A 26,507-nucleotide genomic window follows, 5' to 3' on the forward strand; every position below is an offset into this window, starting at 1 on the left:
CGATACCCGCGCGGCCAGGGATAGGATCGTGCGGCGCAGTACACCGAAGAGGAGAGCTCCCAGTGACCCAGGCACCCGCTCAGACCACCGATACAGGCGAGCCCGGCGCGGCCACGGACATTCTCGCGATCGCGCGGGAACAAGTGCTCGAGCGTGGCGTGCCGCTGCGCACCGAGCAGGTGCTCGAGGTGCTCCAGCTTGCCGACGATCGGCTGGAGGAGCTCCTCGCGCTCGCCCATGACGTGCGCATGCGCTGGTGCGGCCCCGAGGTCGAAGTAGAAGGCATCATCAGCCTCAAGACCGGTGGCTGCCCCGAGGATTGCCACTTCTGCTCGCAGTCCGGGCTGTTCCAGTCCCCTGTGCGCAGCGCATGGATCGACATCCCCAGCCTCGTCGAGGCAGCGAAGCAGACCGCCAAGAGCGGCGCCACCGAGTTCTGCATCGTCGCAGCGGTCCGCGGACCCGACGCCCGCCTGATGTCGCAGGTCGCTGCTGGCATCGAGGCGATCCGCAACGAGGTCGACATCCAGATCGCGTGCTCGCTGGGCATGCTGACCCAGGAGCAGGTCGACCAGCTCGCCGCGATGGGAGTGCATCGCTACAACCACAACCTCGAGACCGCGAAGTCCCACTTCCCGAACGGCGTCACCACCCACTCCTGGGAGGAGCGCTGGGACACCCTGCGCATGGTGCGCGAGGCCGGAATGGAGGTGTGCTGCGGTGGCATCCTCGGCATGGGCGAGACCCTCGAGCAGCGCGCGGAGTTCGCCGCCCAGCTCGGCGATCTCGAGCCCGATGAGGTGCCGCTGAACTTCCTCAATCCGCGCCCCGGCACCCCGTTCGGCGACCTCGAGGTGCTGCCCGCGACCGAGGCGCTCAAGTCGATCGCCGCGTTCCGGCTCGCGCTGCCCCGCACCATCCTGCGCTTCGCCGGCGGCCGCGAGATCACCCTCGGCGACCTGGGCGCCAAGCAGGGCATGCTCGGCGGCATCAACGCCGTGATCGTCGGCAACTACCTCACCACCCTGGGGCGCCCCGCCGAGTCCGATCTCGATCTGCTCGGCGAGCTCGAGATGCCGATCAAGGCGCTCAACGCCACCATCTAGCACGATCATGATGTACTAGCCCCCTGGCCGCTGATGGTGGCCAGGGGGCTGTTCCAGGCAAGCAGGAGGGCACAGCGGTGACGATGACAAGCATCCCGGATAGCACAGCCGGTGATCCTCGCGTGCCCGCCCGGCGGGACCGCGGTGCATCGGTCCCCGCCGCCAAGGAGATCGCCCCGCGCGACGGCGGGCCCCTCGGTGGCGAGCAGCGCTTCAGCGTGTACACCGGCGCTGAGCTGGCTTCCGATGCTGCCATTCCTACCGCCGCGCAGCTCGGCCTCGAGCCGCCACGCTACTGCGGGCAGTGCGGGCGCCGGATGATCGTGCAGATCGATCCTGTTGGCTGGTGGGCGCAATGCTCGCGGCATGGCCGTATCCACAGCAACGAGATCGCCGGCTACCGGTAAGCGGCACGCTGGCCTTCCGCGAGTGCGCGTAGGCCTCGGCTGACTCGCGCGCGTGCCTAGGCCTCGGCGGCGAGGCCTGCCCGGACCGCGAGTGTGCGAAGAACGACAGGTTTACGCTCGGGAGCTGTCGTTTATCGCATACTCACAGCCACGAACGGGTCCGCCCCGAGCCCGGAACACCAGCGGCCGCCCCGAGCTCAGCGGCCGGTCCAGCGAGGCTCCCGGCGCTCGTCGAACGCGGCCATGCCTTCCTGCGCATCGTCGGAGAAGGTCGCTTCCGAGGCGATGTCGGATTGCCGCTCGAATGCCTCGTCGGCGGGCCACCCCGCCGATTCGTCGACGATGCGGCGCGTCAGGGCGAGCGAGAGCGGGGCGTTCGCCGCGATCTGACCCGCTAGCTCGCGTGCTTCCCGGAGCGCCTGCCCTGGCTTGGTGAGGCGGTTGACGATGCCGAGCTGGTGAAGCCGATCAGCCGGGATCTCGCCGCCCGTGAGGGTGAACTCCAGCGCGGAGGCGCGGGGCATGCGCTGGGCGAGCCGGAGCACCCCTCCCGCGGCGGCGACGAGGCCACGGGAAGGCTCGGGCAGCCCGAATCGGGCATCGCGGGCGGCGACGATCATGTCGCACGCGAGCGCCACCTCGAACCCTCCGGCGAGGGCATTTCCTTCCACCGCGGCGATCGTGGGCAGCGCCGGGGGCAGGGCCGCGATGCCGAGCAGCCCGCGGCGGGGCGCGACGGGGAACTCGCCGCGGGCGGCGGCGCGCAGGTCCATGCCGGTGCTGAAGTCGCCGGCGGAGCCGGTGAGGATGACCACCTGGGTCTGCGGATCGGCCTCGGCATCGTCGAGGGCCTGCTCGAGGGCGAGGGCCAGAGCCAGATCGATCGCGTTGCGCGTGCGGGGCCGGTTGAGGGTGAGGGTGCAGACGGGGCCGTTCCATTCGCGCAGGAGAGCAGGCGTGACGCGGGTGCCGCGCGCGTGCTCCGCCACGCGTGCGAAGCCTGCTCCGTTCTCGGTGCTGATGGTGGCCTGCTCGCCGTCCCGGATGAGGTCCATGCCGATGAGGTCCTCGGCGAGCGCGCGCCCGATGACAGCGGGGTCGGCGGAGCGGGTGAGGATCCGCGTGCCGTTGCTGTCGAGCGAGGAGAGGATGACGGCGTCGGGCGTGCCGTCGGAGCCGTGCGTGACGGTCCATGCCTCGATGATGCTGGTGCCGTCCTGCTCGGCGGTGGCGGGGCGCGCGGGCGGGCGCGACCAGCGGGCGGCGGCATCGATATCGGCGAACGGGGTGGCCGGTGGCGTGGTGGAGACCACGGTGGCGGCATGCTTGGTGGCGTACCAGCCGAGCGCGGTGGAGAGCCCGATGCTCCCGGGCTCGCGGCGGGCCGCGCGGACGACCCCGGCGAGCCCGTGGGTGGCGTAATTGTTGAGCGGGCCGCCCGCGAAGGTGAGGCCTCCGGTGCAGGTGAGCGGGCGCGCCGGATCGGCCGGATCGAGGTCGAGCTCGCGGGCGGCGGCGATCACGGCGTAGGGGAAGCAGGAGTACAGGTCGATGTGGTCGGCCTTGGCTGGCTCGATGCCGATGTGGTCGCGCAGCGCGTCGCCGATGCGCTTGATCGCGGGGATCGTGGCGAGGTCGTCGCGCGCGGAGACGAACCATTCCTCGGTGGCGTGCGCGCCTGCATGGGGGAATACCCAGCGGTCCTGGGGGATGCCGGCCTGCTCGGCGGCGTGGGCGCTGCAGAGCAGGATCGCGCCGCCTTGGTCGACGGCGGGGTTGGCGGTCATGAGCTTGGTGTAGGGGGTGGCGACGGGGCGATTGCGGGCGGTGGGGGTGCTGATCTGCTCGGCGGTGTGCGGCTCGGGCAGCCAGGCCGCGGGGTTGGTGGCGGCGATGTCGGAGAAGCGTGACCACAGCCGTGCCTCGCGGGTGGTGTGCTCGAGGGGGTCGAGCTGGAGGCTGGCGCGCAGGGCGCTGTCCATGAGGGCGTACATGGGGGCGGGCGCGAGCAGGCCGACGGCTTCCTCGGCGGCGTTGTTCCCTTCCTTGTCCGAGCCGAGCAGCAGGGGCGCGAAGGGGGACTGGTGGTCGGCGTCCCAGTCCTGCGGGCCGTGCTCGGCGAGGGTGGCGAAGGCTTCGGCGCCGATGGTGAGGGCGGGGTCGAGCTCGCCGCGGGCGATGGCCGTCGCGGCGGCGTTGGTGAGCCGGAGAGGGCCGTCGCCGCCGAGCGGGGCGGACTGGGCGAGGTCGGCGCCGGGGGCGCCCAGCGCGGTGGCGATGAGCGAGGCGTGGTGGGGGCCGTAGGCCCAGGAGGTGCTGGGTACCGCGCTGATGCGGGTGCGTGGTGTGTCGGGCAAGTCGTCGAGGCCGGCGTCGGCGAGCGCTTCCCGGGCGGCCGCGGTGGCGAGTTCGAGCGGGGAGCGGGGCCCGGATTCGTCGGGACGGTGGGTGATCTCGCCGATGCCGATGATGATGGGGGTCCAGGGATCGAGGAGCGTGCCGCTGGCGTCATGGCGGATGGGCCCGGGCCGTTCCGCGGGGATGGCGGGGGCAGGCCGCTCGGCGAGCGCGGGGGCGTCGCCGCCGTGGGTGAGCATGGCCTGGAACCGGGCGAGGGAGTCCTTGGTGGCGTTGTTGAGGGCGCGGGCGACGAGCGAGCCCATCGGCCCCTTGAGGGAGTCGCTGTGGAATCCGCTGGTGATGGTGAGGGTCGCGGTGTCGCTGGGCGCGCCGGTGACGCTCACGCCGATTCCCGCCTGGGTGCCGAGCGGGCCGGAGCCCTCGAGGACGAGCGTGCGCGGATTGATGCTGGTGATGTGCCAGTCCATGCGGATGGGCGTGCCGAGGACCCGGAGGGTCTGCGCGAGAACGGTGCCGGTGGTGAGGCTGGTAGGCGGCGGCGTGCGCCAGCTCGCGTGGAGGGTGAACCGCTCCGAGAAGCGCGCGAGGTCGGTGACGGCGTCCATCACGGCTTGCGGCGTCGCGGCGATGCGTGCTTGCTCGGTGAGGGCGTGCGCGTACTCGCGGCTGAAGGTGATGTCGGGCGCGGAGGCGGGGGACGCGCGGTTGCCGAGGCCGGGCGCGAGCGCGCCGAGGATCTGCCCGGGCAGCGCGAGGATGCTCCGGGGCGAGGGGAGCGAGCGTATCGGGCGTGGGGGTTTCATGGTCGGCCTTCCCGCGTCGTTAGGTATGTGAGACTACTTGTATCACTATAGTGGTCCCGAGCGGGACGGCCATCACATTTCACCCACGGCTGGCACTAACCGGTTGCGCCGATCGTTGAGACACTAAAGGGTGCATACCAGCACCAGCGCGACGCGACGCCCGGGGGAGACCACGGGCGCGCCGGACCCTCACGATCGAGGAGACAACGATGAGCAGCCCCCTGAGCAAAGCCGCCCGGCTCGGCCTCCCCACGCCCCCCACCGGTTGGCCGATCGGCTCCTACACCACCTATGCCGAGGCCCAGAGGGCCGTGGACTACTTGTCCGATAATCAGTTCCCCGTGCGCGATGTGACGATCGTCGGCGTGGACCTGATGCAGGTCGAGCGCGTCGTCGGCCGCCTGAACTGGCCGCGCGTCATCGGTGGCGCCGTCGTCTCGGGCGCCTGGATCGGCATCTTCATCGGGCTGCTCATCGGCCTGTTCACCGAGCAGCTATGGGGCGCGCTGCTCACCGGCGTCACGTTCGGCATCATGTTCTGGGTCGTCATGCAGTCGGTGCAGTACGCGGCCTCCCGCGGGCAGCGTGACTTCCAATCCACCATGCAGCTCGTCGCGGGGCGCTATGACGTGCTCTGCGACCCGCGCACCGCGGAGAAGGGACGGGACCTGCTCGCGTCGCTCTCTGGCGGTGCCGCACACTAGCAGCATGCCGAGCTTTCCTGATTTCTCACATTCCGGTTCAACAGGCCCCGGTTCAACAGGCCCCGGTTCAACAGGCCCCGGTTCGACCGGCTCGGGGCCCGATGTGCCCGCGCTCGTTCGCGCCCACGTCACCAGGGCGCTCGATCTCGGCGAGCCAGCCGCTGCATCCGTCACCTTCCTCGGCGTGGATCCAGTCACCGTGCTGCGCTACGGGCCCTCCGCGAGCCGCATGGTGCACTACGTGAGTTGCGGGTGCAGCGCGAGCCCCATGGGCGACCCCGCCGATATGCTCGCTGACCCGCTGCGGGGGCCGCGCGCCGAGATCGTGCTGCGCCTGCGCGGCGGCGCGGACGAGGTGCTCCGGTCCTTCGCCGTCATCGCCGCTGCTCCGGCCGTGGAGGGGCTCATCCTCGCCGAGGACGCGCTCATCGATCTCAGCGAGCCGCTCTGGCCAGGCTCGGCGTTCACTGCGGTCCTGCTCGGGCCCAGCATCCTGCCTCCCGTGGAGCTGCCGGAGCCCAGCAGCCCCGTGGAGTTCCTCGACGCCGTGCCCATCACCGCCACCGAGGCAGCCTGGATGCGCATCAAGGGCGCGGGAGCGCTCCGCGAGGCGTGGACCGAGGCGGGCATCGATACCACTGATCCCGCCCGCTCAGCCGTGCGCATCACCTGAGCCGGTGCCGGAGAACGCCCCTGCGGGCACAATGAGATGATGCGCATCGACCTGCACACCCACTCCACCGCCTCCGACGGCACGGATACCCCCGCGGGCCTCGTCGCAGCGGCAGCGCGGGCAGGGCTTGATGTGGTCGCGATCACCGATCATGACACCACGTCCGGCTGGCAGGAGGCCGAGGCGGCGCTGCCCGCGGGCCTCGCCCTCGTGCGCGGCATGGAGATGTCCTGCCTCGGCCACGGCGCGGACGGCTACCCCGTCGCGGTCCATCTGCTGGCGTACCTCTTCGATCCCGGGCATGCCGCGTTCGCGGCCGAGCGGAAACGGCCCCAGCTCGCGCGGCGCGAGCGCATCCAGCTCATGGCCCAGCGCATGCGGGCCGATGGCATCCCTGTCGATCCCGACGCGATCCTTGCTGGCGCCGGGAACGTGGTGGGGCGGCCCCACCTCGCCCGCGCGCTCGTTGATCTCGGCGTCGTGGAGACGATCGGAGATGCTTTCCTCCACCACCCCTCGCCGCGTGGCCCCTACTACGCGCGCATGGCCGACACCTGGCTCGACGATGCCGTCGCCATGGTCCGCTCGGCCGGGGGAGTGCCGGTCCTCGCCCATGCCCTGGCGCGGAAGAGAGGGCGCGTGCTCGACCTCGACCACATCCGCTCGCTCGCGGAGTCCGGCCAGCTCGCCGGGCTCGAGGTCCAGCATCCCGACCATGCGGAGGAGGACGCTGCGATCCTGGCTCGCCTCGCGGCCCGCCACGGCCTGATCACGACCGGCTCGTCTGACTACCATGGCGGGAACAAGACCATCGCGCTGGGCGCGCGGACCACCGACGTGGAGCAGTTCGACGAGCTCGTGGCGCGCGCATCGGGGGCCGCGGTCATCCAGCGGTAGCGGAGCAGGCCTCGCGTGAAAGGGGAATCGGTGGCGTACTACCCGGCAACAGAGGGCGCTCGCGGAGACGACGGCGAGCGCGATGCCCTGCACTGGGCGCGCCAGCCTGGGGCCCGCCAGCCGGGAGGTCGCCAGCCAGCCCCGGGACAGTCGCCCCTGCGCTATCCCGAAGCGGGCTCCCGGCCAGGCCGGCGGCGCGCTGCCTGGCCGGTGCGGCTGCTGCGGTGGGCATCGGGGATCGTCGCTGGCGGCATCGTGGCCCTCGCGCTCGCGGTCGGGCTGGTGGCCTTCCTCGCGGAGGACTGGGAGATCGCGGGGCCGGGCGCGGCATCGGTTGCCTGGCATGCCATCGGCGCGCTGATCGCCGTCGCCGCGCAGATCGCCGCTGACCGCGCGCACGGGCTCGGTGCGGTGGCCTGGAGTGTGCTGGTGCTCACAACCGGAGCTGTGGTGCTGCTCACGCAGTGGTGGAGCTAGGTTTCGAAGCCGCCCGCGGGTTGAACGCAACGGGCGCGGGGTGGCAAACTGTGAAGGCTGAAGCCGGTGCCACAGCCCCGGACGGAGGCATGATCGCCGTACTAGGCTGGCGCGGCCCGGGAAATCCCCGTGGCCCGCGTGATCCACTGCGCGGTGCTAGCCCGCCTGATGCGATCTGCGTCTGGAATCCTGGCTGCGAAGCGCGACCGTGCTCACCATCCTGTTCCTGACCCGTGCTGCCGCGAGTCCCGTGCCTCCATCGTCGCGCGCCCCGACCGTGCCCGGCTGAGGCGGTACCACGTACTCCGTGCGAGCAGTGCAGGTAATGTCTGACAGACCAAAGTGCCGTTCCGCGATGTTTCGTGCCCGCGGCGCGGCAACGCTACCGGCCGGGCCAGGCCGAGACAGTGTAGGAGTGGTCAACGTGTCCACCGATGCCGCCCAGGGCAGCGCTACCACCGCGTCAACGGATCCCGGTCCCATCACCGAGGCCGAGATCTTCGCGAGCCACGAGGGCGGCAAGCTATCCGTGGAGCTGACTGCTCCTCTCGCTACCCAGCGGGACCTCTCCATCGCCTACACCCCGGGCGTGGCCCAGGTGAGCCGTGCCATCGCCGCGGACGAGACCCTCACGGCGCGCTACACGTGGACGAGCAGGCTGGTCGCGGTCGTCAGCGATGGCACGGCCGTGCTCGGGCTCGGTGATATCGGGCCACGCGCCTCGCTGCCGGTGATGGAGGGCAAGGCCGCGCTGTTCAAGTCCTTCGCGGGCCTCAACTCGATCCCGATCGTGCTCGATACGAAGGATGTCGACGAGATCGTCGAGACCCTCGTGCGGCTGCGCCCGACGTTCGGCGCGGTCAACCTCGAGGACATCTCCGCGCCCCGGTGCTTCGAGATCGAGCGCCGCGCCAAGGAGGCCCTCGACTGCCCCGTGTTCCACGATGACCAGCACGGCACCGCCATCGTGGTGCTCGCTGCGCTCAACGGCGCGGCGAAGGCGCTCGGTCGCGAGCTCGCGCCGATGCGCGTTGTCATCGCCGGCGCGGGCGCGGCCGGGGTGGCGTGCGCGAACATCCTCCTTGCCGCGGGCATCCCCGATGTGGTGGTGCTCGATTCGAAGGGCATCGTCGAGCTCGGGCGCGGCGACCTCAATGACGTCAAGCGGGAGCTCGCGGCCCGCACGAACCCGCACGGCCGCACCGGGGGCGTCGCCGAGGCGCTCGATGGCGCCGATGTCTTCCTGGGCGTCTCCGCGGGCAAGGTGCCCGAGCAGTTGATCGCGACGATGGCTCCTGGCTCGATCGTGTTCGCGCTGTCGAATCCCGACCCGGAGATCCACCCCGAGATCGCCCGCAAGCATGCGGCTGTCGTCGCGACCGGCCGCAGCGATTTCCCGAACCAGATCAACAACGTCCTGGCGTTCCCGGGCATTTTCAAGGGCGCGCTCGATGCGGGGGCACGTGCCATCACCGAGGGCATGAAGCTCGCCGCGGCGGAAGCGATCCTCTCGGTGGTCGGGGACGACATCTCCACCGACATGATCGTGCCGAGCCCGCTCGATCCGCGCGTCGCGCCCGCGGTCGCGGAGGCCGTGGCCCGCGCGGCCCGCGAGGAAGGCGTCGTCTGACGGCCTGCTCGTGCCCTGACAACGCGCCTTGACGACGCGATGGCCCCCCGATCCCGTGCTGCGGATCGGGGGGCCATCGGCGTGCGGGCCTAGGAGACCTGGCCGGCCTTCTTCATCACGCGGCCAGCCACGGCCGCGAAGATGCGCTCGTACCCGGCGCCGGTGGTCCTCTGGAAGAGGTCGAGGGCGCGCGCATCGATGCCGACGAGGCTGCGCGCACGCTTGCGCCGCACATCCTTGAGGATGCGCTTGGCGGCAGCCTCGGGGCTCGTGCGGGCGAGGTGCTTGTCGAAGAACTCCCCGAGCGAGGTCGCATCGGTGCCCTCGGCGGCCGTGGCGTTGCGGGCGATGGCGGTCTTGATGCCGCCCGGGTGCACGCAGGTCACGGCCACGGGGTGCTTGTTGGTGATCATCTCCATGCGCAGTGCCTCGGTGAAGCCGCGCACCGCGAACTTCGCGGCGTTGTAGGCGGACTGCGACGGGATGGCAATGAGCCCGAACAGGCTGGAGATGTTGACGACGTAGCCGTCGCCGGACGCGATGAGGTGCGGCAGGAAGGCCTTGGTGCCGTTGACGACGCCCCAGAAGTCGACGTCGATGACGTGCTCGATGTCCTTGAACTCGCTCACCTCGACGTCACCGGTGAAGGCGATGCCGGCGTTATTGAACACCATATTGATGGTCCCGAAGCGGGCGGCGACCTCGTCGGCGTAGTGCAGGACGGCCTCCCGCTCGGCGACGTTGAGGTGGGCGGTGTGGACGTCGGCGCCCAGTGCCCGGGCCTGGTCCGCGGTCTGCTCGAGGCCGACGCTATCGACGTCGGAGAGCGCGAGCCGCGCCCCCTCGGCGGCGAGCTGGAGGGCCAGCGCGCGGCCGATGCCGGATCCGGCCCCGGTGATCACTGCGGTCTTTCCGGCGAAGGTGCTCATGCTTGGGTCCCCTTGGAGTTGTCGGCCAGCGCGCCGGTGGCGGAGTCGCCGGTCGTGGCTGTGCTGGCGGTGGTCTGGTGGCTGGCGGGCATGCCGTGGCTGTCCATCACGGTAATCGCATAGGCCTGCTGATCGAATCGCTTCAGCATGTTGCGGAAACTGAAGGTGAACCCGGGCCACAACGTGGTGTTGTTGCCGTGCTTGTCGAGGTACCACGAGCCGCAGCCGCCGGTCATCCAGACGGTGCCCTGGAGGTTCTTCTGCAGGCCAGCATTGAACTCGTCCTGCGCCTCGGGCAGCACGTCGAAGGTGGCGATGTTGTTCTTGCGGATCTTCTTCAGCGCATCCACGACGTAGTTGAGCTGCGACTCGATCATGTAGACCATCGAGGTGTGGCCGAGTCCGGTGTTGGGCCCGACGAGGAAGAAGAAGTTGGGGAAGCCGGCGACGGTGGTGCCCTTGTAGCCCTTCATCCCGCTCTCCTCGAAGACGTCGGCGAGGGAGCGTCCGTCCTTGCCGAAGATGCCGGAGAACATGGGGGAATCGGTGACGTGGAATCCCGTCGCGACGATGAGCGCGTCGATCTCGCGCTCGGTGCCGTCAGCGGTGATGATCGAGCCGGGCCGGACCTCGCGGATGCCCTCGGTGACGAGGTCGACGTTGTCACGGTCGAGCGCCGGGTAGTAGGCGTTGGAGATGAGCATGCGCTTGCAGCCGATGCGGAAGTCCGGGGTGACCTTGCGGCGCAGCTCGGGGTCGCGGATCTGCGCGCGGATCATGCCCTGGGCGAGCGCTTGCAGCCCGAGCATCAGCTTGGGAGCCTTGGCGAGGCCGACGACCTGCGTCTCGCGGGCGGCGTAGATGGCCGCGCGAGCAGCCTTCTGGAAGCCCGGGACCTTCTTGAACGCGAGCTTCTCGAGGCCGGTGTAGGGGCGGTCGAAGCGGGGGAGGAGCCACGGCGCGGTGCGCTGGAAGACATCGAGCGTCGCGACCTTCTCCGCGATGGCGGGCACGATCTGGATGGCGGAGGCTCCGGTGCCGATGATGGCGACGCGCTTGCCGGTGAGGTCGGCGGAGTGGTCCCAGCGGGCGGAGTGGAAGAGCTGCCCCTCGAAGTCCTCGATGCCGGGGATCGCGGGGAGGGCCGGCTCGCAGAGCGCGCCGACGCCGGAGATGACGAACCGGGCGGTGATGCGGCCCTGGCTGGTGTCGAGGTGCCATTGCTGGGCGGCGTTGTCCCAGCGGGCCTCGCGCACGTCGCAGCCGAACTGGTGGTGGCCGAGCACGTCGGCGTCCTGGGCGACGGTGCGCAGGTACTGGTAGATCTCGGGCTGCGCGGAGAACGACCGTGACCATTCCGGGTTGCGGGCGAAGGAGAAGGAGTACAGCTGCGACGGCACGTCGCAGGCTGCTCCGGGGTAGGTGTTGTCGCGCCAGGTGCCGCCGACGTCGGCGCCGCGCTCAAGGACGATGAACGAGTGGGTGCCGAGCTTCTTGAGCTTGATGGCGGCGCCAAGACCGGAGAATCCACTGCCGATGATGGCGACGTCGACGTGGCGGGCGCGCTGCGTGGCGGGGGGCGCGGGGCGGGACTTCGATGTCATGGGAACGACGATAACGGGACTACTGATCGTAAGTCAATAGTTTATTGAATCGAGGTCAACAGCTATGATGGGACGATGACCACCACCAAGCGCACCCGCCTCGCCCCGGGCCAGCGACGCGCGCAGCTCATCGAGCTCGGCCTCGCCCTGCTGCGGGAGAAGCCCATCGAGGACATCTCGGTGGAGGACATCGCCGCCCAGGCCGGCGTATCAAAAGGCCTGCTGTTCCACTACTTCGGTTCCAAGAACGAGTACCAGGCGGCGCTCGTGCAGGCCGTCACCCACCAGCTCCTCGATGCCACCGAGCCCGACTACTCCCAGACCCCGCTCCGCGCCCTCGAGGCCGCGCTCGACAGCTACATCTCGTTCGTCGAGCAAGCGCCCAACCTCTACATCTCCATGCTGCGCGGCGCGCTCAGCAGCATCCCCGACATGGTCGCCTCCGTCGAGGCCTCGCGCGCCAGCATCGCCGTCCGCATCCTCGCCCTCGTCACCAGCCTCGGCATCGATGACACCATCGCGCTGCGGGTCTCCATCCGTGGCTGGATCGCACTGGTGGAGGAGGCCGTCATCGATTGGCTCACCAAGCGCGAGATCGAGCGCGGCGAGCTGATCGAGTTGCTCACCGGTGCCCTCATCGGCGTCATCCTGGGGCCCATGCTCGCGCGCGAGGGCACCCGCACGCACCTCTTCCCCGAGTTCAACCGGCCCATCGCCGAGACCCTCGGCCCCACCCCCGAGGACAGGGCGGGCTGACCGCGGTTGCCGCGGCCCGCGCAACGACGAAGCCCGCCCCGGCGCGCTAGGCACCAGGGCGGGCATCCATCGAACAAGCCGGGACGCTACTCGATCTCGAACGCCGTATCGATCAGCTGCTGCTGCTCGACGGCATGCACCTTCGCCGAGCCCGACGATGGCGCCGACATCGGCCGCCGCGATACCCGCTTCAGCATCGGGAACACATCCGGCAGGATCTCCGGCAGGTTCAGGCCGAAGAACGGCCACGCGCCCTGGTTGGCCGGCTCCTCCTGCACCCAGCGGAACTCCTTGACGCTCGGATAGTTCGCGATCGCCTCGCGCAGGCGATGCCGTGGCACGGGGTAGAGCTGCTCGATGCGCATGACCGCGATGTCCTCGCGCTTCTCCTTCTCCTTGCGCGCCGCGAGCTCGTAGTAGAGCTTGCCGCTGCACAGCAGGATGCGCGTGACCTTCTTGCGCTGATCCTCCGAGGCCCCCTCGAGGGTCGGATCATCGATCACGCTGCGGAACTTGCCCTCGGTGAAGTCCTCGATCGGGCTAACGACAGCCTTGTTGCGCAGCATCGACTTCGGGGTGAACACCACCAGCGGACGATGCACCCCTGCGTTCGCGTGCCGCCGCAGCAGGTGGAAGTAGTTCGCCGGGGTGGAGGGGACCGCGACGGTCATCGATCCCTCGGCGCACAGCTGCAGGAACCGCTCGATCCGGCCCGATGTGTGGTCCGGGCCCTGGCCCTCATGGCCGTGGGGAAGCAGCATGACAACGTTGGACCGCTGCGCCCACTTCGCCTCCCCGGAGGAGATGAACTCATCGAGGATGGTCTGCGCGCCGTTGACGAAGTCACCGAACTGCGCCTCCCACAGCACCAGCGCATCGGTGTTGCCCACGGAGTAGCCATACTCGAAGCCCAGGCCAGCGAACTCGGTGAGCGCCGAGTCATACACCATGAACTTGCCGCCCGATTGCTCGGAGAACGCCATGACCGGGCTGTATTCCGCCTCGGAGGTGCGATCGATGATCACCGCATGGCGCTGGGTGAACGTGCCGCGGCGCGTGTCCTGGCCTGCGAGCCGCACGGTGCGGCCCTCCTGCACCAGCGTGCCCATGGCGAGGAGCTCACCGAATGCCCAGTCGACATTGCCCTTGCGGCTCATCTCGTGCCGGCGGTCGTACACGGGCTTGACACGGGTGTGCGGGTGGAAGCCCTCGGGCAGGTTCACGTGCAGGTCGCCGAACGCCTCGAGGACCTCCTGGGAGATCGCGGTCTGCACGTTCGTGCGCAGCACCTGGTCCTCCTCGACGGAGGGGCTCGGGGCCGGCGGGTACTTCTCGAGCTCACGGACCTCGTTGAAGACCCGCTCGAGCTGTCCCTGGTAGTCGCGCAGCGCGTCCTCCGCCTCCTTGAGGGAGATATCCCCACGACCGATCAGTGCCTCGGTGTAGGTCTTGCGGACGCTGCGCTTGCTGTCGATCAGGTCGTACATCTGCGGCTGCGTCATCGACGGATCGTCGCCCTCGTTGTGGCCGCGGCGCCGGTAGCAGATCAGGTCGATGACCACGTCCTTGTGGAACTTCTGCCGGAAGTCCACGGCGAGCTTCGCCACCCACACGCAGGCCTCGGGATCATCGCCATTGACGTGGAAGATCGGTGCGCCGATCATCTTCGCCACATCGGTGCAGTACCCGCTGGACCGGGAATACTCCGGGCGAGTGGTGAAGCCGACCTGGTTGTTGACCACGATGTGCACGGTGCCGCCGGTGCGGTAGCCGCGCAGCATCGAGATATTGAGCGTTTCCGCCACGACGCCCTGGCCAGCGAAAGCGGCGTCGCCGTGCAGCATCAGCGGCACGACGGAGAAGTTGTCCGACGACTCGCCGCCGTTGATCAGGTCCTGCTTCGCGCGCACGATGCCCTCGACCACCGGGTTGACTGCTTCGAGGTGCGAGGGGTTCGCGGTGAGGGAGACGGTGATGTCGTTCTCGCCGAACATCTGGATGTAGGTGCCCGATGCGCCGAGGTGGTACTTCACGTCGCCGGAGCCGTGCGCCTGCGCCGGGTTCATGTTGCCCTCGAACTCGGTGAAGATCTTCGAGTAGGGCTTGCCGACGATGTTCGCGAGGACGTTCAGGCGACCACGGTGCGGCATGCCGACGACGACCTCGTCGAGCGCGTGCTCGGCCGACTGATCGATCACCGCGTCCATCATGGGGATCACCGACTCGGCGCCCTCGAGGGAGAAGCGCTTCTGGCCGACGTACTTGGTCTGCAGGAACGTCTCGAAGGCCTCGGCGGCGTTGAGCTTGGACAGGATGTACTTCTGCTCGGCCACCGTCGGCTTCTGGTGCTTGATCTCCACGCGTTCCTGCAGCCACTGCATCTGGTCGGGCTCGAGGATGTGCATGTACTCGACGCCGATCTTGCGGCAGTACGAGTCGCGCAGCACCCCAAGGACCTCGCGGAGCTTCATCTTCTCCTTGCCGGCGAACCCGCCGACAGTGAAGTCCCGATCAAGATCCCACAGGGTGAGGCCATGGGTGCGCACGTTGAGGTCGGGGTGGCTCTCGAGCGACTCGACGTTGTAGCGCAGCGGATCGGTATCGGCCATCAGGTGACCGCGGTGCCGGTAGGCGCCGATGAGCTGGAGCACCCGCGTGTTCTTGTCGATCGCGCCGGGCGGGATGTCGCGGCTCCACCGGACCGGCTCGTACGGGATGCCGAGCGAGGTGAAGATCTCGTCGTAGAACTCGTCGGCGAGCATCAGGTGATGGATCTTGCGCAGGAACTCGCCGGACTCGGCGCCCTGGATGATCCGGTGATCGTAGGTGGACGTCAGCGTCATGAGCTTGCCGACACCGACCTCAGCGATCTTCTCCTCGCTGGCGCCCTGGAACTCCGCCGGGTACTCCATCGCGCCGGCGCCGATGATCGCGCCCTGGCCCTCCATGAGCCGCGGCACCGAATGCACGGTGCCGATCCCGCCCGGGTTGGTCAGCGAGATCGTGACGCCCTGGAAGTCCTCGGCGGTGAGCTTGCCGTCCCGGGCACGCCGCACGAGATCCTCGTAGGCATGCCAGAACTGCAGGAAGTTCATCGTTTCGCACTTCTTGATCGCCGCGACGACCAGGGTGCGGTTGCCGTCCTTGCCCGGCAGATCGATGGCGAGGCCGAGGTTCGTGTGCGCCGGGGTGACCAGGTTCGGCTTGCCGTCGCTCTCCGCGTAGTGGCGGTTCATGCTCGGGTAGCTCTTGACTGCCTGGATGATGGCGTAGCCGAGCAGGTGCGTGAACGAGATCTTGCCACCACGGGTGCGGGCGAGATGATTGTTGATCACCAGGCGGTTGTCGATCATCGCCTTGGCCGGCACCGCGCGCACGCTCGTGGCGGTCGGCATCGTCAGCGAGGAGTTCATGTTGCGCGCCACGGCTGCCGCGGCGCCGCGCAGCGGCTTGGTCTCCGGGCCGGACTCGGAGGGCTTCGACGCGGAGCGCTTCGATGCAGAGGACTTCGACGCGGCTGGCTTGGACGCGGCGGGCTTCTTCGGCTCTGTCTTCTTCGGCTCGGCTGGCTTCGAGGGAGCGGGCTTGGCTGGCTTGGAGGGAGCCGGGGCCTTGGCGCTGGACGAGCTCGGCGCCGCCTTGTTGTTGTCGCCTGGCTTGTAGTCCTTGAGGATGTCATGCCAAGCCGGGTCGACCGAGGAAGGATCGTCCTGGAATCGCTGGTACATCTCCTCGACCAACCACTCGTTCTGGCCGAACTGTGATAGTGAACTGCTGGTCACGGCCGTGCTCGCCTCGTTTCCCTTGTGATCGCCGAACTCGTCGCCCCCTGTATGGAGGGTAGTACGTTGCCGGGGCGCCTGCCTGATGGGCCCGCTGTTCGTTCCGTGCTGCGCACGCTAGTCCTTCCGTGCTACGCCGGGGTTACCGACTTCTCGATCGAATTGTCGTCCGCTGGTGAGCTTCGTGCGGTCGATTGCGCGGATTCCCAGAGATCAGCGTAGTAGCCATTCCCCTGCATGAGCTCGTGGTGGGTACCGGACTCGACGATCCGCCCGTCGTGGATCACCACGATCCGGTCCGCTCGCGCGGCCGTCTCGAGGCGATGCGCCACGATGACGGATGTCCTCCCCGAGGTTAGCTGCTGGCTCGCCGTGATGACGAGGTGTTCGCTGGCCGGATCGAGCGAGGCGGTCGCCTCGTCGAGCAGCATCAGGTCGGGCCGGGCGAGCGCGGCGCGGGCAAGCGCGAGCAACTGCCGTTCCCCCGCTGATAGCCCCCGGCCCCGCTCGCCCACCGGCTCGCGCATGCCCCGGGGCAGGCCCGCGATGAATCCGAGCGCGCCCACCTCCGCGGCGGCCGCCTCGATCTCGGCAGGCGATGCCCCCGGCCGCGCGAACGCGATATTGGTGGCGATGTCCCCGGTGAACAAGTGCGGCTCCTGAGGGACGATCCCGATCCGCGATCGGTACTCGGACGCATCGAACTCGCGGATGCTGGTCCCGCTGGCGCGCACTGTGCCCGTGGTGGGGTCATGGAAGCGCGCGAGCAGCTTGACGATGGTGGACTTGCCGGCGCCGGTAGGGCCTACCAGCGCTACGGTGGAGCCCGGCCTGATCTGCAGCTCGATATCATGCAGGACCTCGATGGGAGGATCGCTGCAGCCATAGGAGAAGCTGGCGTGCTCGAGCTCGAGGGTGCCAGCGAGAGCCCGTCCGACGGGCCGCCCCTCGCCGGGCGAGCGCATCGGTACCGAGGGCACGGTAGCGAGCAGGTCCCGGATGCGCACGAGGCCCACGCGAGCCTGCTGGTAGCTGTCGAACACCTGTGACAACTGCTGGATGGGGCCGAAGAGCAGATTCAGGTACAGCACGAACGCGGCGAGCGCGCCCGCGCTGAGGCTGCCCCCGGCGACGCGCTGCGCCCCCGCGAGGAGGACGATCGCGAGCGCGATGTCGCTCAGGAAGGCGATGCCCGGGAAGTAGGTGGCGATGGCCCGCTGGGCGCGCATGCGTGATTCCACGTACGACCGGGAGTACTGCTCGAACCGTGCCGCGGCAGCGTCCTCCTGCTGGTAGGCCTGCGCGGTGCGGATTCCCATGATGTTCTCCTGGAACTCCGCGTTCACCCGGGCGATGCGCTCGCGGGAGACGCTGTACGCCGCGGCGGAGATGCGCCGGAAGACGACCGTCGCGGCGATCACGACCGGCAGGACGAGCAGCACGAGCCCGGCGAGCGAGGGATCGGTGACTAGCAGCGCGATCGATACGCCGCCCAGCGTCAGCAGGCTGACCGCCGCGGTGACCAGGCTGGTCTGCAGGAACGCGGAGAGCGCATCGATATCGGTGGTCATGCGGGTCATGATCCGGCCGGAGCGCTCCCGCTCGTAGAAGTCGAGGCTGAGGCGCTGCAAGTGCGCGTAGCTGCGCACCCGCAGCCCGTAGAGGACGCTCTCGCCGGCCTGCGCGGCAAGCCGGGCGACGGCGTGCGCGGCAGCCCAGCCGAGGCCCACGAGCGCGCATGCCGCCAGGGCGATGCCCAGCACCGTGGACATGCTGCCGGCGATGATGCCCTCGTCAATGGTCAGCCGCGCGATCGTCGGAAGGAGCATCGTGGTTGCCGAGTCGACGGCGAGGGCGACCGCGGCGGCGGCGAGCAGCCACCGTACTGGCTTGAGCTGGCTGGCCAGGCGGAACGGGGGTTCCGCTGCGGTCACATCGCCGAGCGGGGCCGGGAGCCGGGGTGGCTGGTCGGTGGGAGCGGGGAGCCTGTCGAGCTCGGTGGCGAGCTCGGGCCGGATGCCCATGGCGTCGTCATGGGTAACCTGCTCGGGCCACAGCTCGTGCTCGCTGGAGGTGCTGGGCGGCTGATCGGTGAGCTCGTGCGCCATGAGCTCGCGATAGCGGGGGCAGCGGGCCTCGAGCTCGGCCGCCGTCCCCACGTCGACCAGTCGGCCCTTGTCGAGGACGGCGATGCGGTCGGCGAGGCGCAGGGAGGATCGCCGGTGGGTGATCGTGACGACGGTCCGCTGGCTGCTGCGTGCGTCGAGCTGATCGAGGATCTCGCGCTCGGTGACGGCGTCGACGGCGGAGAGCGCATCGTCGAGCACGAGAATGCTGGGTCGCGCGAGGAGAGCCCGGGCGAGCGCGATGCGCTGGCGCTGCCCGCCGGACAGAGTGAGCCCGCGCTCGCCGATCGGGGAGCTGTAGCCGTCGGGCAGGTCCCGGATGAACGCATCGGCCCTCGCGAGCCGCGCGGCGGCGATGATGTCCTCGTCGGAGGCATCCGGATCGCCCAGGCCGATGTTGCGGCCGACGGTATCGGAGAAGAGGAACGGCTCATCGAACACGATCGCCATGTGCTCGCGGAGCTCGCGGGTGGAGACCGTGGTCAGTCCCTCGGCTCGCCCATCGCTGCCCGTCAGGCTGATCGCGCCCGCGGTGGGGTCATAGAAGCGCGGCAGCAGCGCGGCGAGGGCGGACTTGCCCGAGCCCGACGCGCCGATGAGGGCGAGCGTCTCGCCGGGATGGACGTCCAGGGTGATGCCGCGCAGCACCGGTCGGTGGGGATCGAAGCCGAACGTCACCGACTCCATCCGGATGCCGAGCGGTCCCGCGGGAAGCGGGACCGGCCGCGCGGGCTCCACAACGTGGGGCGCGGTGTCGATGACGTCGAGGACGCGCTCGATCGCTGCTCGGGAGAGATGGACCATGACAAGGAACCCGCCGAGCAGGCGCGCGATGCCCGCCAGCGCCGAGAGGTACGCGGCGAAGGCGATGAGGGTGCCAATGGTGAGGGCGCCCGTGGCCGCGAGCAGCCCGCCGGCCGCGAGGACCGCGACGAGCCCGAGCTGCGGGATCGCGGCAACGGTGGGGGAGAGGCGAGCGTTGAGGCGGGCGGCCCGCATCCGCTCGCTGTAGAGGCGGCCACTGATCCCGCGCAGCTCGTCGACCATGCGCTGCTCCTGGCCGAAGCCCTTGACGACCCGGACCCCGGTGACGGTCTCCTCGACGTGCTGGGCGACGTCAGCGGCGCGCTGCTGCGCTGACCAGGTCGCCGCGTAGAGCCGCAGCCGGTAGGCACGGATGGCCAGCCAGATGGCAGGCAGGAGGGCGAGGGCGACAAGGGTGAGGGGCACCGAGAGGTAGATCATCGCGCCGATGGAGAGCACGAGCTGCAGCAGCGCGCCGCCGGAGAGCGGGGCCATCGCGAGCAGCCCCTGCACCTGCTGGAGATCGCTGATCGAGCGGGAGACGAGCTGGCCGGTGCGTACCTCGTCCTGCCGCTTGCCGTCGAAGCGCTGGATGCTGCCGAGCAGGTCGCGGCGGAAGTCCTGCTGGACCTCCAGCGAGAGGCGGCCAGCCAGCACGCGGCGGGCGAACTGAGCCGCGAAACGCACCGTGGCGAGAACCAGGAGCGCCACGACGAAGCTGCCGAGCAGGGCTGTCGTTCCCTCGATGGCACGGTCGATGACGTTCTTGGCGACCAGGGGCACCGCGACCTCGATGGCGGTGGAGATCGCGGTGGCGGCGACGGCGCCCGCTACCAGCCGGGGGTGCTGCAGGCACTGGCGCAGGAGGCGTCGCAGCCATCCGGTCGCGCTGCCGGGAGCGGGGTTCGCGGTGGTGGTGCCCATGTCAGGATCAAGGCTAGCGGGGGGTACCGACATTCCCAGTGTGCCGACGATGCCTAGCCGATCGCTGGCACGCGCTCGGTGGCGCGTGGCGGGGGAGGCGGGGTGCCATCGCCGAACGGGCGCCCGCCCAGCTGCTCGCGGTGGTGCGGAGACAGCCAGGAGGCGAGCTCGGGCCCCGTCGGGACGATCCGGGTGGGATTGATGTCGGTGTGGACGATGTAGTAATGATCCTTGATCTGGCCGAAGTCGACGGTGTCGCCGAAGCCGGGTGTCTGGAAGAGGTCACGCGTGTAGGCCCACAGGGCGGGCATCTCGGTGAGCTTGCTGCGATTGCACTTGAAGTGCCCGTGGTAGACGGGGGCGAAGCGAACGAGGGTGGTGAAGAGCCGCACGTCTGCCTCGGTGATGGTGTCGCCCACGAGGTAGCGCTGCTGGGCTAGGCGGTCCTCGAGCCAGTCGAGGCGGGCGAACAAGCGATCGTAGGCCTTCTCGTAGGCCTGCTGCGTGCCAGCGAATCCACTGCGATAGACACCATTGTTGACATCGCGGAAGACGAGGTCCATGACTTCCTCGAGCTCGTCGGCGTGCGCGGCGGGCAGCAGGTCGGGCGCGCCGTCGCGGTGGTGCGCCGTCCATTCGCGGGAGAAGTCGAGCGTGATGGTGGGGAAGTCGTTGGTGACGACCTGCCCGGTGGTGGTATCGACGATCGCGGGGACCGTGATGCCCCGGTCGTACTCGGGGAAGCGGGCGAAGTAGGCATCTTGCAGCCGCTCGATGCCGAGGACGGGGTCGACGCCGCCGGGGTCGAGGTCGAAGGTCCAGCTGCGGGCGTCGTGAGTGGGGCCGCACAGCCCGAGCGAGAGGGCGTCCTCGAGGCCGAGGAGGCGGCGCACGATCAGGGCGCGGTTGGCCCAGGGGCAGGCGCGCGCGGCGACGAGCCGGTAGCGCCCTGCTTCGACGGGGTAGCTGGTGCTGCCGTCGGCGGTGATGCGCGTGGCGATGTAGCGCATGTCGCGGCTGAATTCTTGGCCGTCGACGACGTAGGTCGCGGCTGGCTCGTCGGTGTGCATCGAGGTGCTGGCTGGTTCCGTACCCATTGCTGGACCTCTAACTGGTTGAGCGGTCAACTAATCGGATGCTACTCCGGAACCCGTCACGACGTCGACCCTCGAGCGCCGAGCCTTGCCTCGCGCCCTTCGGCTAGCCGAACTCGACGGTGGCCAGCGTCCCGAACTTGTCGTAGCCGAGCGCCTCGGCCAGATGCCACGCGTTCGCATTGGTCCGGTGCGCGCGCCACTGCGGCACGAGCCCCGCATCGAGAGCAACGTTCGTCGCGATCAACGACACCGTCTTGCTATAGCCACGCTGCCGGGCCTCGGGGATCGTCAGGGCCGTCATATTGGCCACGAAGCCCTGCCACTCCTCGTATGCCGCGCACGCCACGGGATTCATCTCGTTGTCGAGCAAGGTGAACCACTCCGAGTGCTCGGAGAGCTCCGCGGCCTCCACGTCATCGGGCGGGCAGGCGCGCACGACCTCGTTCACCATCTCCCGGTCACGCGAGATCAATGGCGCCTCGCTCGGGTGCATGGGCGGCGGCGGCAGGTAATCCGGAGTGAACAGCAGTGTCTCGGCCCGCGCGCGCCGCGCCCCGCGGTCCTTCGCGATCGACAACATGCCCCGCTCGCTGCCGAGCTGATCGTCGCTGAGCTCGCGGGCGCGCTCGACAGCCCACTCCGGGCCGAGGAAGACGCTCTCGCCGAAGACGGAGAGGAACGTCAGCGACCGCGCGTCCGAGCCCAGCGCGACATGCTCGCGCCCGGGCGCGAGATCGCGATCACCGATGCCCAGCGATCGCGCCCACGCCACCTTCAGGATCGAGGCAACGTGTGCCGAGGTAGCGTCCATGGCTTCCATATGATCACAACCCGATGTCGCGTCCGATGAGTTCCTTCATGATCTCGTTGGTCCCGGCCCAGATCTTGGTGACGCGCGCATCCATCCACGCTCGCGCCGCCCGATACTCGCGCATGAACCCATAACCACCGTACAACTGCACGCAGTGATCAAGGACCTCGTTCTGGATTTCTGCTGACCACCACTTCGCCTTCGCCGCATCGATCGGCGTCAGCTCGCGCCGCGTGTGCGCATCCACGCACGAATCCACGAACGCTTGGGTCACCTCGAGCTTCGTCGTGATCTCCGCGAGCAGGAACTTGTTGTGCTGGAAATGCCCGATCGGCTGCCCGAAAGCCTTGCGCTCCTTGACATACTCAAGCGTCTCGTCGTAGATGCCCTTGGCATGAGCGGTGTTGCACACCGCCGCGCTCAGCCGTTCCTGCGGCAGCAACTGCATCATGTGGATGAAGCCATTATCGACCTCGCCGATCACGTTCGCCGACGGCACCCGGACGCTGTCGAAGAAGAGCTCCGCGGTATCGGACTCGGGCTGGCCCACCTTGTCGAGCTTGCGCCCGCGCTCGAAGCCTGCCATGCCCGACTCCACGCCGAACAAGGTAATGCCGCGCGCCTTCTTCTCCGGGCTCGTCCGTGCCGCCACGATCACGAGGTCAGCGCTGTAGCCGTTGGTGATGAAGGTCTTCGAGCCATTGATGATCCAGTCATCGCCATCGCGCACCGCCGTGGTCTTCAGCGCCGCGAGGTCCGAGCCGCCCGACGGCTCCGTCATGCCGATCGCCGTCACGATCTCGCCCGTGCAGAACCTCGGCAGCCAGCGCTCCTTCTGCTCGTTGGTGGTCAGCTCCACCAGGTAGGGGGCGCAGATGTCGGAGTGGATGCCGAAGCACGACGCCATCGCCGCGCTATGCCGGCTCAGTTCCTCGCCGAGGACGGCGTTGAAGCGGAAATCCCCTGCCTCGCCCCCGCCGTACTGCTCCGGGACCTCCAGGCCCAGCAGCCCCGCCTTGCCCGCCTCGAGCCACAGCTCGCGCGGGATCGCCTTGTTCTCGATGAGCTCCTCGCTGCGAGGCTGGACGTAGCGGGCCACGAACTCCCTCGCCGACTCGCGGAAAGCCTCATGGTCCTTGTTGTAGATCGTGCGCTTCATCTGGATCCTCCGTGCGGCTATGCTGCGGCCCACTCTACCCAAGGCATGCGACCATCAAACGATGAGTGATCATTCCCCCGGGCGCAGCGTCCGGCTAGCGATCGAGCACACCGCGCACGGAGCGCCCGTAGCCGTGCTGTGCCTCGACAACCCGCCCCTGAACCTGTTCGAGCAGAAAGTATTCGACGATCTCGCGGCGCACATCGCGCAGCTCGCCGCCAGCCCGCCCCGCGCCGTCCTCATCCACGCCGAGGGCAAGGTCGTCTCCGGCGGAGTGGACGTGCACCTGTTCGAGGGACTGTCCACGCAGGAGGCGGAGGACCTCTGGACACGCAGCTTCGCCGGTCTCTCCGCGCCGCTCGAGGCCATGCCCTGCCCGGTCGTGTTCTGCGCCCACGGGCTCACCCTCACCGCGGCGTTCGAGATCGCCCTGGCCTGCGACCTCATCGTCGCCGGCCCGCGCGCGCGGTTCGGCCTCGTGGAGAAGGTCGTGGGCCTGACGCCGTCGATGGGTGGCCCGCAGCGCATCGCCGAGCGCGCCGGATCAGGACGGGCCCGCGAGCTCGTGATGACGGGTGATCTCTACGACGCCACGACGCTCGCCGACTGGGGCGTGGTCAACATCGTCGACGAGGAGCCGCTGCAGCGCGCCCGCGACCTCGCCCACCAGCTCGCTGACGGTCCTACCCGCGCGCACGCGGCCACCAAGCAGATCATCGCGGCCTGGCGCGAGCAGGGCATCGAGCATGCCGACGCGGTCACGCCGCGGGTCTCGGGGGAGCTCTTTGCTAGCTCGGACCTGCGCTCAGCGGTGCGCAGCTTCCTCGCGGACGGGCCGGGGAAGGCCTCATTCCTCGGCGAGTAGCTCGCGGAGGGCATCATCATCCACATCGGCCATGTCGATCACCGTGTCGCTGGGAGGATTGGGCCAGCGGCGCGGTGCTGGACCGAACGCGCGATGGGCATGCACGACCAGCGACTTGCCGAGCGCCCGGTTGGTCGCCGCACCGATCGCTGCGCCGATGCCGAACGGCGCGACGCGACCGATCGTCATGAACCCGCGTGTCTGCGCGAGGCGCATCAACAGGCGCCGCGCCAGCGCCGCGTTCAGCTTGCCGATCGACGGGGCCGGGATGTAGTTGGCCACCGAATCGGCCCACGAGCGCCCCTTGCGGACCGCGGCCTTCTCCGCGAGCACCGAGGACGTGTTGCCCAGCGCGATGCTCATCACCAGCGCGCGACGGCGCTCGACGTCCTCGATCGGCATGCCATGCACCTCCGCGAGGGCGAGGGTGTAGAACGCGCTCGTTGCGAAGAACACCGCTGTCTCCCCGCCCGCGGCGGCGAGGGCCGTGATGGTGCCCACCCCTGGCACGGCCGCGGTGGCTCCCACGGCAGCGCCGGTGCCGGTCACCGTGCGCAGGTAGTGACGGTCGATCCGGCCAATGATCTGCGCGGGCGTCTCGTCCGGATGCCGCTTGCGCAGGGAGCTCACGAAGCTCGTCACCACAGGTCCTGGCACATGCACGCCCTTGTCGAGGACCTTCATCGCGACACGGCCACTGATGCCATCTGGCTTCTCCGGCGGCTCGAACGAATCGGGCAGGCGATCAGTGCGGTCAGCACGGTCTTTCACCGTTGCTGCTCCTTCCATCCCAGGCCATCTCCAGCAGTGCCTCCACGGTATGCCAGTGCCCGTGCCGCCGCGCGCGGAACTAGGGCCGCGGCTGCATCTCCCGGCTCAGGCTCCCGGCGTTCCGGCGGCCGGGGACGCTGATCCTGCCTTCTCCGCCATCGCCGGCCGCTCCAGGCCCGCGATCGCCCGGATCTCGTCCGCGACAGCCTCGGTGGCCTCGCGGCCCGCCTCGATCAACGCAGGGACGCCCGCGGCCTTCCAGCGCGAATGCTTGGTGGTGTCTGGCATGATCAGCACGTCCGGAGCTTCATCGTCGAAACCGCCCATCGCTTGCCGCAGCAGGGCCATGGGCCGCATCGTGCGCTCGGGCGTCAGGCGAACCGTGATCACCCGGTCCGCCCCCAGCAGCCGGGCTCCCCACGTCGGCACGTTCGAGCTGAAAGCACCATCGATCAGCAGTGCCTCCCCGACCCGGACCGGCGGGAACAGCCCGGGGACGGCGATGGTGGCGAGCAGCGCCGTGGGGACCGGACCGGTATCGAGCAAGTACGGGGCGAGGGTGCGCAGGTCCGTCGCCACCGCCGCGAAGCGCCGGGGCAGGGCCTCGATGTCCCGGTCCTCGGCGAAGCGCGCGATAGCCCGCTCGAGCACCTCTGGATCGAGCACGCCGAGCTTGCGGGGCACGGTCACCCGGCCGAAATCCCGCCACACGGCACTGCGAATGATCTTGTCGAGCCGCGAGACCGGCAAGCCCGCGGCGTAGCCCGCGCCGATCAAGGCGCCAGCGCTCGTGCCGACCACCACATCGATGGGCACGCCCATGTCCTCGAGCGCGGCGAGCACTCCGACGTGCGCCGCCCCGAACGCAGCGCCGCCACCGAGCGCGAGCCCGATCACGGGCGCGGAACCCGCCGATCGCGCCGCCCCCCGGTGCGGCACGGGGCGTGGCAGCGCGGCCCGGTGCGAGCGCTCGGCAGCGCCAAACGGCGCTGGCCAGGCTGCAGGGGTCGGATCGCTCATAGTGTTCGCTTGCCTGTCCATCGAGGGGTTCGGGCGGGCCAGCCGCTAGCGCGTCGCCGGCCGCGCCGCGGAAATGGTACTACCAAGACTAGTGCCTCGCTCTGCTGGCGTGCTCGGATCCCGGCTAGGAGCGGCTGCCACGCCACGATCCATCCGCGAGCATCCGCTGCACCTCCCGCTCCGGCACCTGGTCGAACCGGTCGTACCATGCGCCCACCGCGTCGAGGTGATCGGTCACCAGCGGGCTCACGACCTCCGCTCCGCCGCGCTCGAGGAGCGGGATCGCCTGGGACGCGGCAACGGGCGCGGCAGCGATCACGCGGCGCGCGCCCTGGCGCGCCGCCGCCTGGCAGGCGACGAGCATCGTCGCGCCCGTGGCGATGCCGTCATCGACGATGATCACGCACTGTCCGTCCACGACGGGCATGCGGGCATGGCCATCTGCTCCCGCCGGACGACGGAACAGCGCTGCCCGGCGGGAGAGCTCGGCAAGCTCTCTCTCCCGCACCGCGTCGATATCCTCCCTCGACAGTCCTTCCCGGGCGATCAGGTCCTCGTTCAGGACAACAGTGCCGTCCTCGCCGAGTGCGCCGAAGGCAAGCTCGGGCTGGCGGGGAACCCCGAGCTTGCGCACCATGAGGATGTCGAGCGGCAGTCCGGCGCGCTCGGCCACGATGGCCCCGACAGGCACGCCTCCGCGAGGCAGGCCCAGCACGATCGACGCATCACCGAGCAGGGGGCCGAGGGCATCGGCCAGAACGTTCCCGGCATGCTCGCGATCGCGGTATCGCATGACCACTC

General features: G+C 69.4%; 20 protein-coding genes. 9 read left to right on the forward strand and 11 right to left on the reverse strand.

Annotated elements, in window-relative coordinates; genetic code table 11:
• Positions 1 to 62: 62 nt before the first annotated feature.
• Positions 63 to 1,106 (forward strand): biotin synthase BioB, encoded by a 1,044-nt coding sequence (gene bioB, locus HT102_RS14970; protein WP_192040240.1) that lies wholly within the window; start codon positions 63 to 65, stop codon positions 1,104 to 1,106.
• An 83-nt stretch (positions 1,107 to 1,189) separates the two neighbouring features.
• Positions 1,190 to 1,513 carry a biotin synthase auxiliary protein BsaP gene (gene bsaP, locus HT102_RS14975; protein WP_225443760.1) on the forward strand — a complete coding sequence of 108 codons (324 nt, stop codon included), beginning with the start codon at positions 1,190 to 1,192 and terminating at the stop codon, positions 1,511 to 1,513.
• Between the two features lie 197 nt (positions 1,514 to 1,710).
• Here the strand turns inward: bsaP and HT102_RS14980 are convergent, their stop codons facing one another.
• Positions 1,711 to 4,677, reverse strand: coding sequence for a crotonase/enoyl-CoA hydratase family protein (locus tag HT102_RS14980; RefSeq protein ID WP_192040241.1), 2,967 nt, complete (start codon positions 4,675 to 4,677; stop codon positions 1,711 to 1,713).
• Between the two features lie 209 nt (positions 4,678 to 4,886).
• Here HT102_RS14980 and HT102_RS14985 point away from each other — a divergent pair, with 209 nt between their 5' ends.
• The 5 genes from HT102_RS14985 to HT102_RS15005 all read left to right on the forward strand — a co-directional run bounded on the left by HT102_RS14985 (position 4,887) and on the right by HT102_RS15005 (position 9,058).
• Complete coding sequence (locus HT102_RS14985) at positions 4,887 to 5,381, forward strand: general stress protein (protein WP_192040242.1); 495 nt, start codon at positions 4,887 to 4,889, stop codon at positions 5,379 to 5,381.
• 103 nt (positions 5,382 to 5,484) lie between these two features.
• Positions 5,485 to 6,054, forward strand: coding sequence for a suppressor of fused domain protein (locus HT102_RS14990; protein WP_333473485.1), 570 nt, complete (start codon positions 5,485 to 5,487; stop codon positions 6,052 to 6,054).
• A gap of 39 nt (positions 6,055 to 6,093) precedes the next feature.
• Positions 6,094 to 6,951: a PHP domain-containing protein gene (locus HT102_RS14995; RefSeq protein ID WP_192040244.1), complete on the forward strand. Its 858-nt coding sequence runs from the start codon at positions 6,094 to 6,096 to the stop codon at positions 6,949 to 6,951.
• A 15-nt stretch (positions 6,952 to 6,966) separates the two neighbouring features.
• Positions 6,967 to 7,428: a hypothetical protein gene (locus tag HT102_RS15000; RefSeq protein ID WP_192040245.1), complete on the forward strand. Its 462-nt coding sequence runs from the start codon at positions 6,967 to 6,969 to the stop codon at positions 7,426 to 7,428.
• Between the two features lie 424 nt (positions 7,429 to 7,852).
• Complete coding sequence (locus tag HT102_RS15005; RefSeq protein WP_333473489.1) at positions 7,853 to 9,058, forward strand: NAD(P)-dependent malic enzyme; 1,206 nt, start codon at positions 7,853 to 7,855, stop codon at positions 9,056 to 9,058.
• Between the two features lie 89 nt (positions 9,059 to 9,147).
• Here the strand turns inward: HT102_RS15005 and HT102_RS15010 are convergent, their stop codons facing one another.
• A complete protein-coding gene (locus tag HT102_RS15010) occupies positions 9,148 to 9,987 on the reverse strand; it encodes an SDR family NAD(P)-dependent oxidoreductase (RefSeq protein WP_192040246.1) in 840 nt (279 codons plus the stop codon).
• The gene (locus HT102_RS15015; protein ID WP_192040247.1) at positions 9,984 to 11,591 is read right to left on the reverse strand and encodes a flavin-containing monooxygenase; all 1,608 of its coding nucleotides are present in this window, start codon (positions 11,589 to 11,591) and stop codon (positions 9,984 to 9,986) included. Before HT102_RS15015 ends, HT102_RS15010 begins: the two co-directional genes overlap by 4 nt.
• A 75-nt stretch (positions 11,592 to 11,666) precedes the next feature.
• On the opposite strand from HT102_RS15015, the gene HT102_RS15020 reads away from it, so the two are divergent.
• Positions 11,667 to 12,347: a TetR/AcrR family transcriptional regulator gene (locus HT102_RS15020; protein ID WP_192040248.1), complete on the forward strand. Its 681-nt coding sequence runs from the start codon at positions 11,667 to 11,669 to the stop codon at positions 12,345 to 12,347.
• 86 nt (positions 12,348 to 12,433) lie between these two features.
• Here the strand turns inward: HT102_RS15020 and HT102_RS15025 are convergent, their stop codons facing one another.
• The 5 genes from HT102_RS15025 to HT102_RS15045 all read right to left on the reverse strand — a co-directional run bounded on the left by HT102_RS15025 (position 12,434) and on the right by HT102_RS15045 (position 23,050).
• A complete protein-coding gene (locus HT102_RS15025; RefSeq protein ID WP_192040249.1) occupies positions 12,434 to 16,129 on the reverse strand; it encodes a multifunctional oxoglutarate decarboxylase/oxoglutarate dehydrogenase thiamine pyrophosphate-binding subunit/dihydrolipoyllysine-residue succinyltransferase subunit in 3,696 nt (1,231 codons plus the stop codon).
• A gap of 131 nt (positions 16,130 to 16,260) precedes the next feature.
• Positions 16,261 to 19,983 carry an ABC transporter ATP-binding protein gene (locus tag HT102_RS15030; RefSeq protein WP_192040250.1) on the reverse strand — a complete coding sequence of 1,241 codons (3,723 nt, stop codon included), beginning with the start codon at positions 19,981 to 19,983 and terminating at the stop codon, positions 16,261 to 16,263.
• Positions 19,984 to 20,036: 53 nt separating this feature from the next.
• On the reverse strand, positions 20,037 to 21,053 hold the full coding sequence (locus HT102_RS15035) for a glutathione S-transferase family protein (protein WP_192040279.1): 1,017 nt from the start codon (positions 21,051 to 21,053) through the stop codon (positions 20,037 to 20,039).
• 130 nt (positions 21,054 to 21,183) lie between these two features.
• Positions 21,184 to 21,891, reverse strand: coding sequence for a GNAT family N-acetyltransferase (locus HT102_RS15040; RefSeq protein WP_192040251.1), 708 nt, complete (start codon positions 21,889 to 21,891; stop codon positions 21,184 to 21,186).
• Positions 21,892 to 21,904: 13 nt separating this feature from the next.
• Positions 21,905 to 23,050, reverse strand: a complete 1,146-nt coding sequence (locus HT102_RS15045) for an acyl-CoA dehydrogenase family protein (RefSeq protein WP_192040252.1) — start codon at positions 23,048 to 23,050, stop codon at positions 21,905 to 21,907.
• A 61-nt stretch (positions 23,051 to 23,111) separates the two neighbouring features.
• Between HT102_RS15045 and HT102_RS15050 the strand changes: the two genes are divergently transcribed.
• Entirely contained in the window at positions 23,112 to 23,915 is an 804-nt protein-coding gene (locus HT102_RS15050) for an enoyl-CoA hydratase/isomerase family protein (protein WP_192040253.1), read from the forward strand.
• Here HT102_RS15050 and HT102_RS15055 read toward each other — a convergent pair.
• The 3 genes from HT102_RS15055 to HT102_RS15065 form a co-directional block, all read right to left on the reverse strand.
• Positions 23,898 to 24,686, reverse strand: coding sequence for a hypothetical protein (locus HT102_RS15055; RefSeq protein WP_192040254.1), 789 nt, complete (start codon positions 24,684 to 24,686; stop codon positions 23,898 to 23,900). The two genes, HT102_RS15050 and HT102_RS15055, sit on opposite strands and share 18 nt — an antisense overlap.
• A 105-nt stretch (positions 24,687 to 24,791) precedes the next feature.
• Positions 24,792 to 25,706 carry a patatin-like phospholipase family protein gene (locus tag HT102_RS15060; RefSeq protein ID WP_192040255.1) on the reverse strand — a complete coding sequence of 305 codons (915 nt, stop codon included), beginning with the start codon at positions 25,704 to 25,706 and terminating at the stop codon, positions 24,792 to 24,794.
• A 124-nt stretch (positions 25,707 to 25,830) separates the two neighbouring features.
• Positions 25,831 to 26,499, reverse strand: coding sequence for a phosphoribosyltransferase (locus HT102_RS15065; RefSeq protein ID WP_192040256.1), 669 nt, complete (start codon positions 26,497 to 26,499; stop codon positions 25,831 to 25,833).
• Positions 26,500 to 26,507 lie beyond the last annotated feature (8 nt).

This window comes from Lolliginicoccus lacisalsi (assembly GCF_014841105.1).
GTDB classification, from domain to species: domain Bacteria; phylum Actinomycetota; class Actinomycetes; order Mycobacteriales; family Mycobacteriaceae; genus Lolliginicoccus; species Lolliginicoccus lacisalsi.

Coding starts and splice junctions, on each gene's coding strand:
- HT102_RS15015 (WP_192040247.1), bottom strand. CDS start 11,591: ATGACATCGAAGTCCCGCCCCGCGCCCCCCGCCACGCAGCGCGCCCGC.
- HT102_RS15010 (WP_192040246.1), bottom strand. CDS start 9,987: ATGAGCACCTTCGCCGGAAAGACCGCAGTGATCACCGGGGCCGGATCC.
- HT102_RS15040 (WP_192040251.1), bottom strand. CDS start 21,891: ATGGACGCTACCTCGGCACACGTTGCCTCGATCCTGAAGGTGGCGTGG.
- HT102_RS15045 (WP_192040252.1), bottom strand. CDS start 23,050: ATGAAGCGCACGATCTACAACAAGGACCATGAGGCTTTCCGCGAGTCG.
- HT102_RS15030 (WP_192040250.1), bottom strand. CDS start 19,983: ATGGGCACCACCACCGCGAACCCCGCTCCCGGCAGCGCGACCGGATGG.
- HT102_RS15065 (WP_192040256.1), bottom strand. CDS start 26,499: ATGCGATACCGCGATCGCGAGCATGCCGGGAACGTTCTGGCCGATGCC.
- HT102_RS15020 (WP_192040248.1), top strand. CDS start 11,667: ATGACCACCACCAAGCGCACCCGCCTCGCCCCGGGCCAGCGACGCGCG.
- HT102_RS14980 (WP_192040241.1), bottom strand. CDS start 4,677: ATGAAACCCCCACGCCCGATACGCTCGCTCCCCTCGCCCCGGAGCATC.
- HT102_RS14995 (WP_192040244.1), top strand. CDS start 6,094: ATGCGCATCGACCTGCACACCCACTCCACCGCCTCCGACGGCACGGAT.
- HT102_RS15050 (WP_192040253.1), top strand. CDS start 23,112: ATGAGTGATCATTCCCCCGGGCGCAGCGTCCGGCTAGCGATCGAGCAC.
- HT102_RS15035 (WP_192040279.1), bottom strand. CDS start 21,053: ATGCACACCGACGAGCCAGCCGCGACCTACGTCGTCGACGGCCAAGAA.
- HT102_RS14985 (WP_192040242.1), top strand. CDS start 4,887: ATGAGCAGCCCCCTGAGCAAAGCCGCCCGGCTCGGCCTCCCCACGCCC.
- HT102_RS15060 (WP_192040255.1), bottom strand. CDS start 25,706: ATGAGCGATCCGACCCCTGCAGCCTGGCCAGCGCCGTTTGGCGCTGCC.
- bsaP (WP_225443760.1), top strand. CDS start 1,190: ATGACAAGCATCCCGGATAGCACAGCCGGTGATCCTCGCGTGCCCGCC.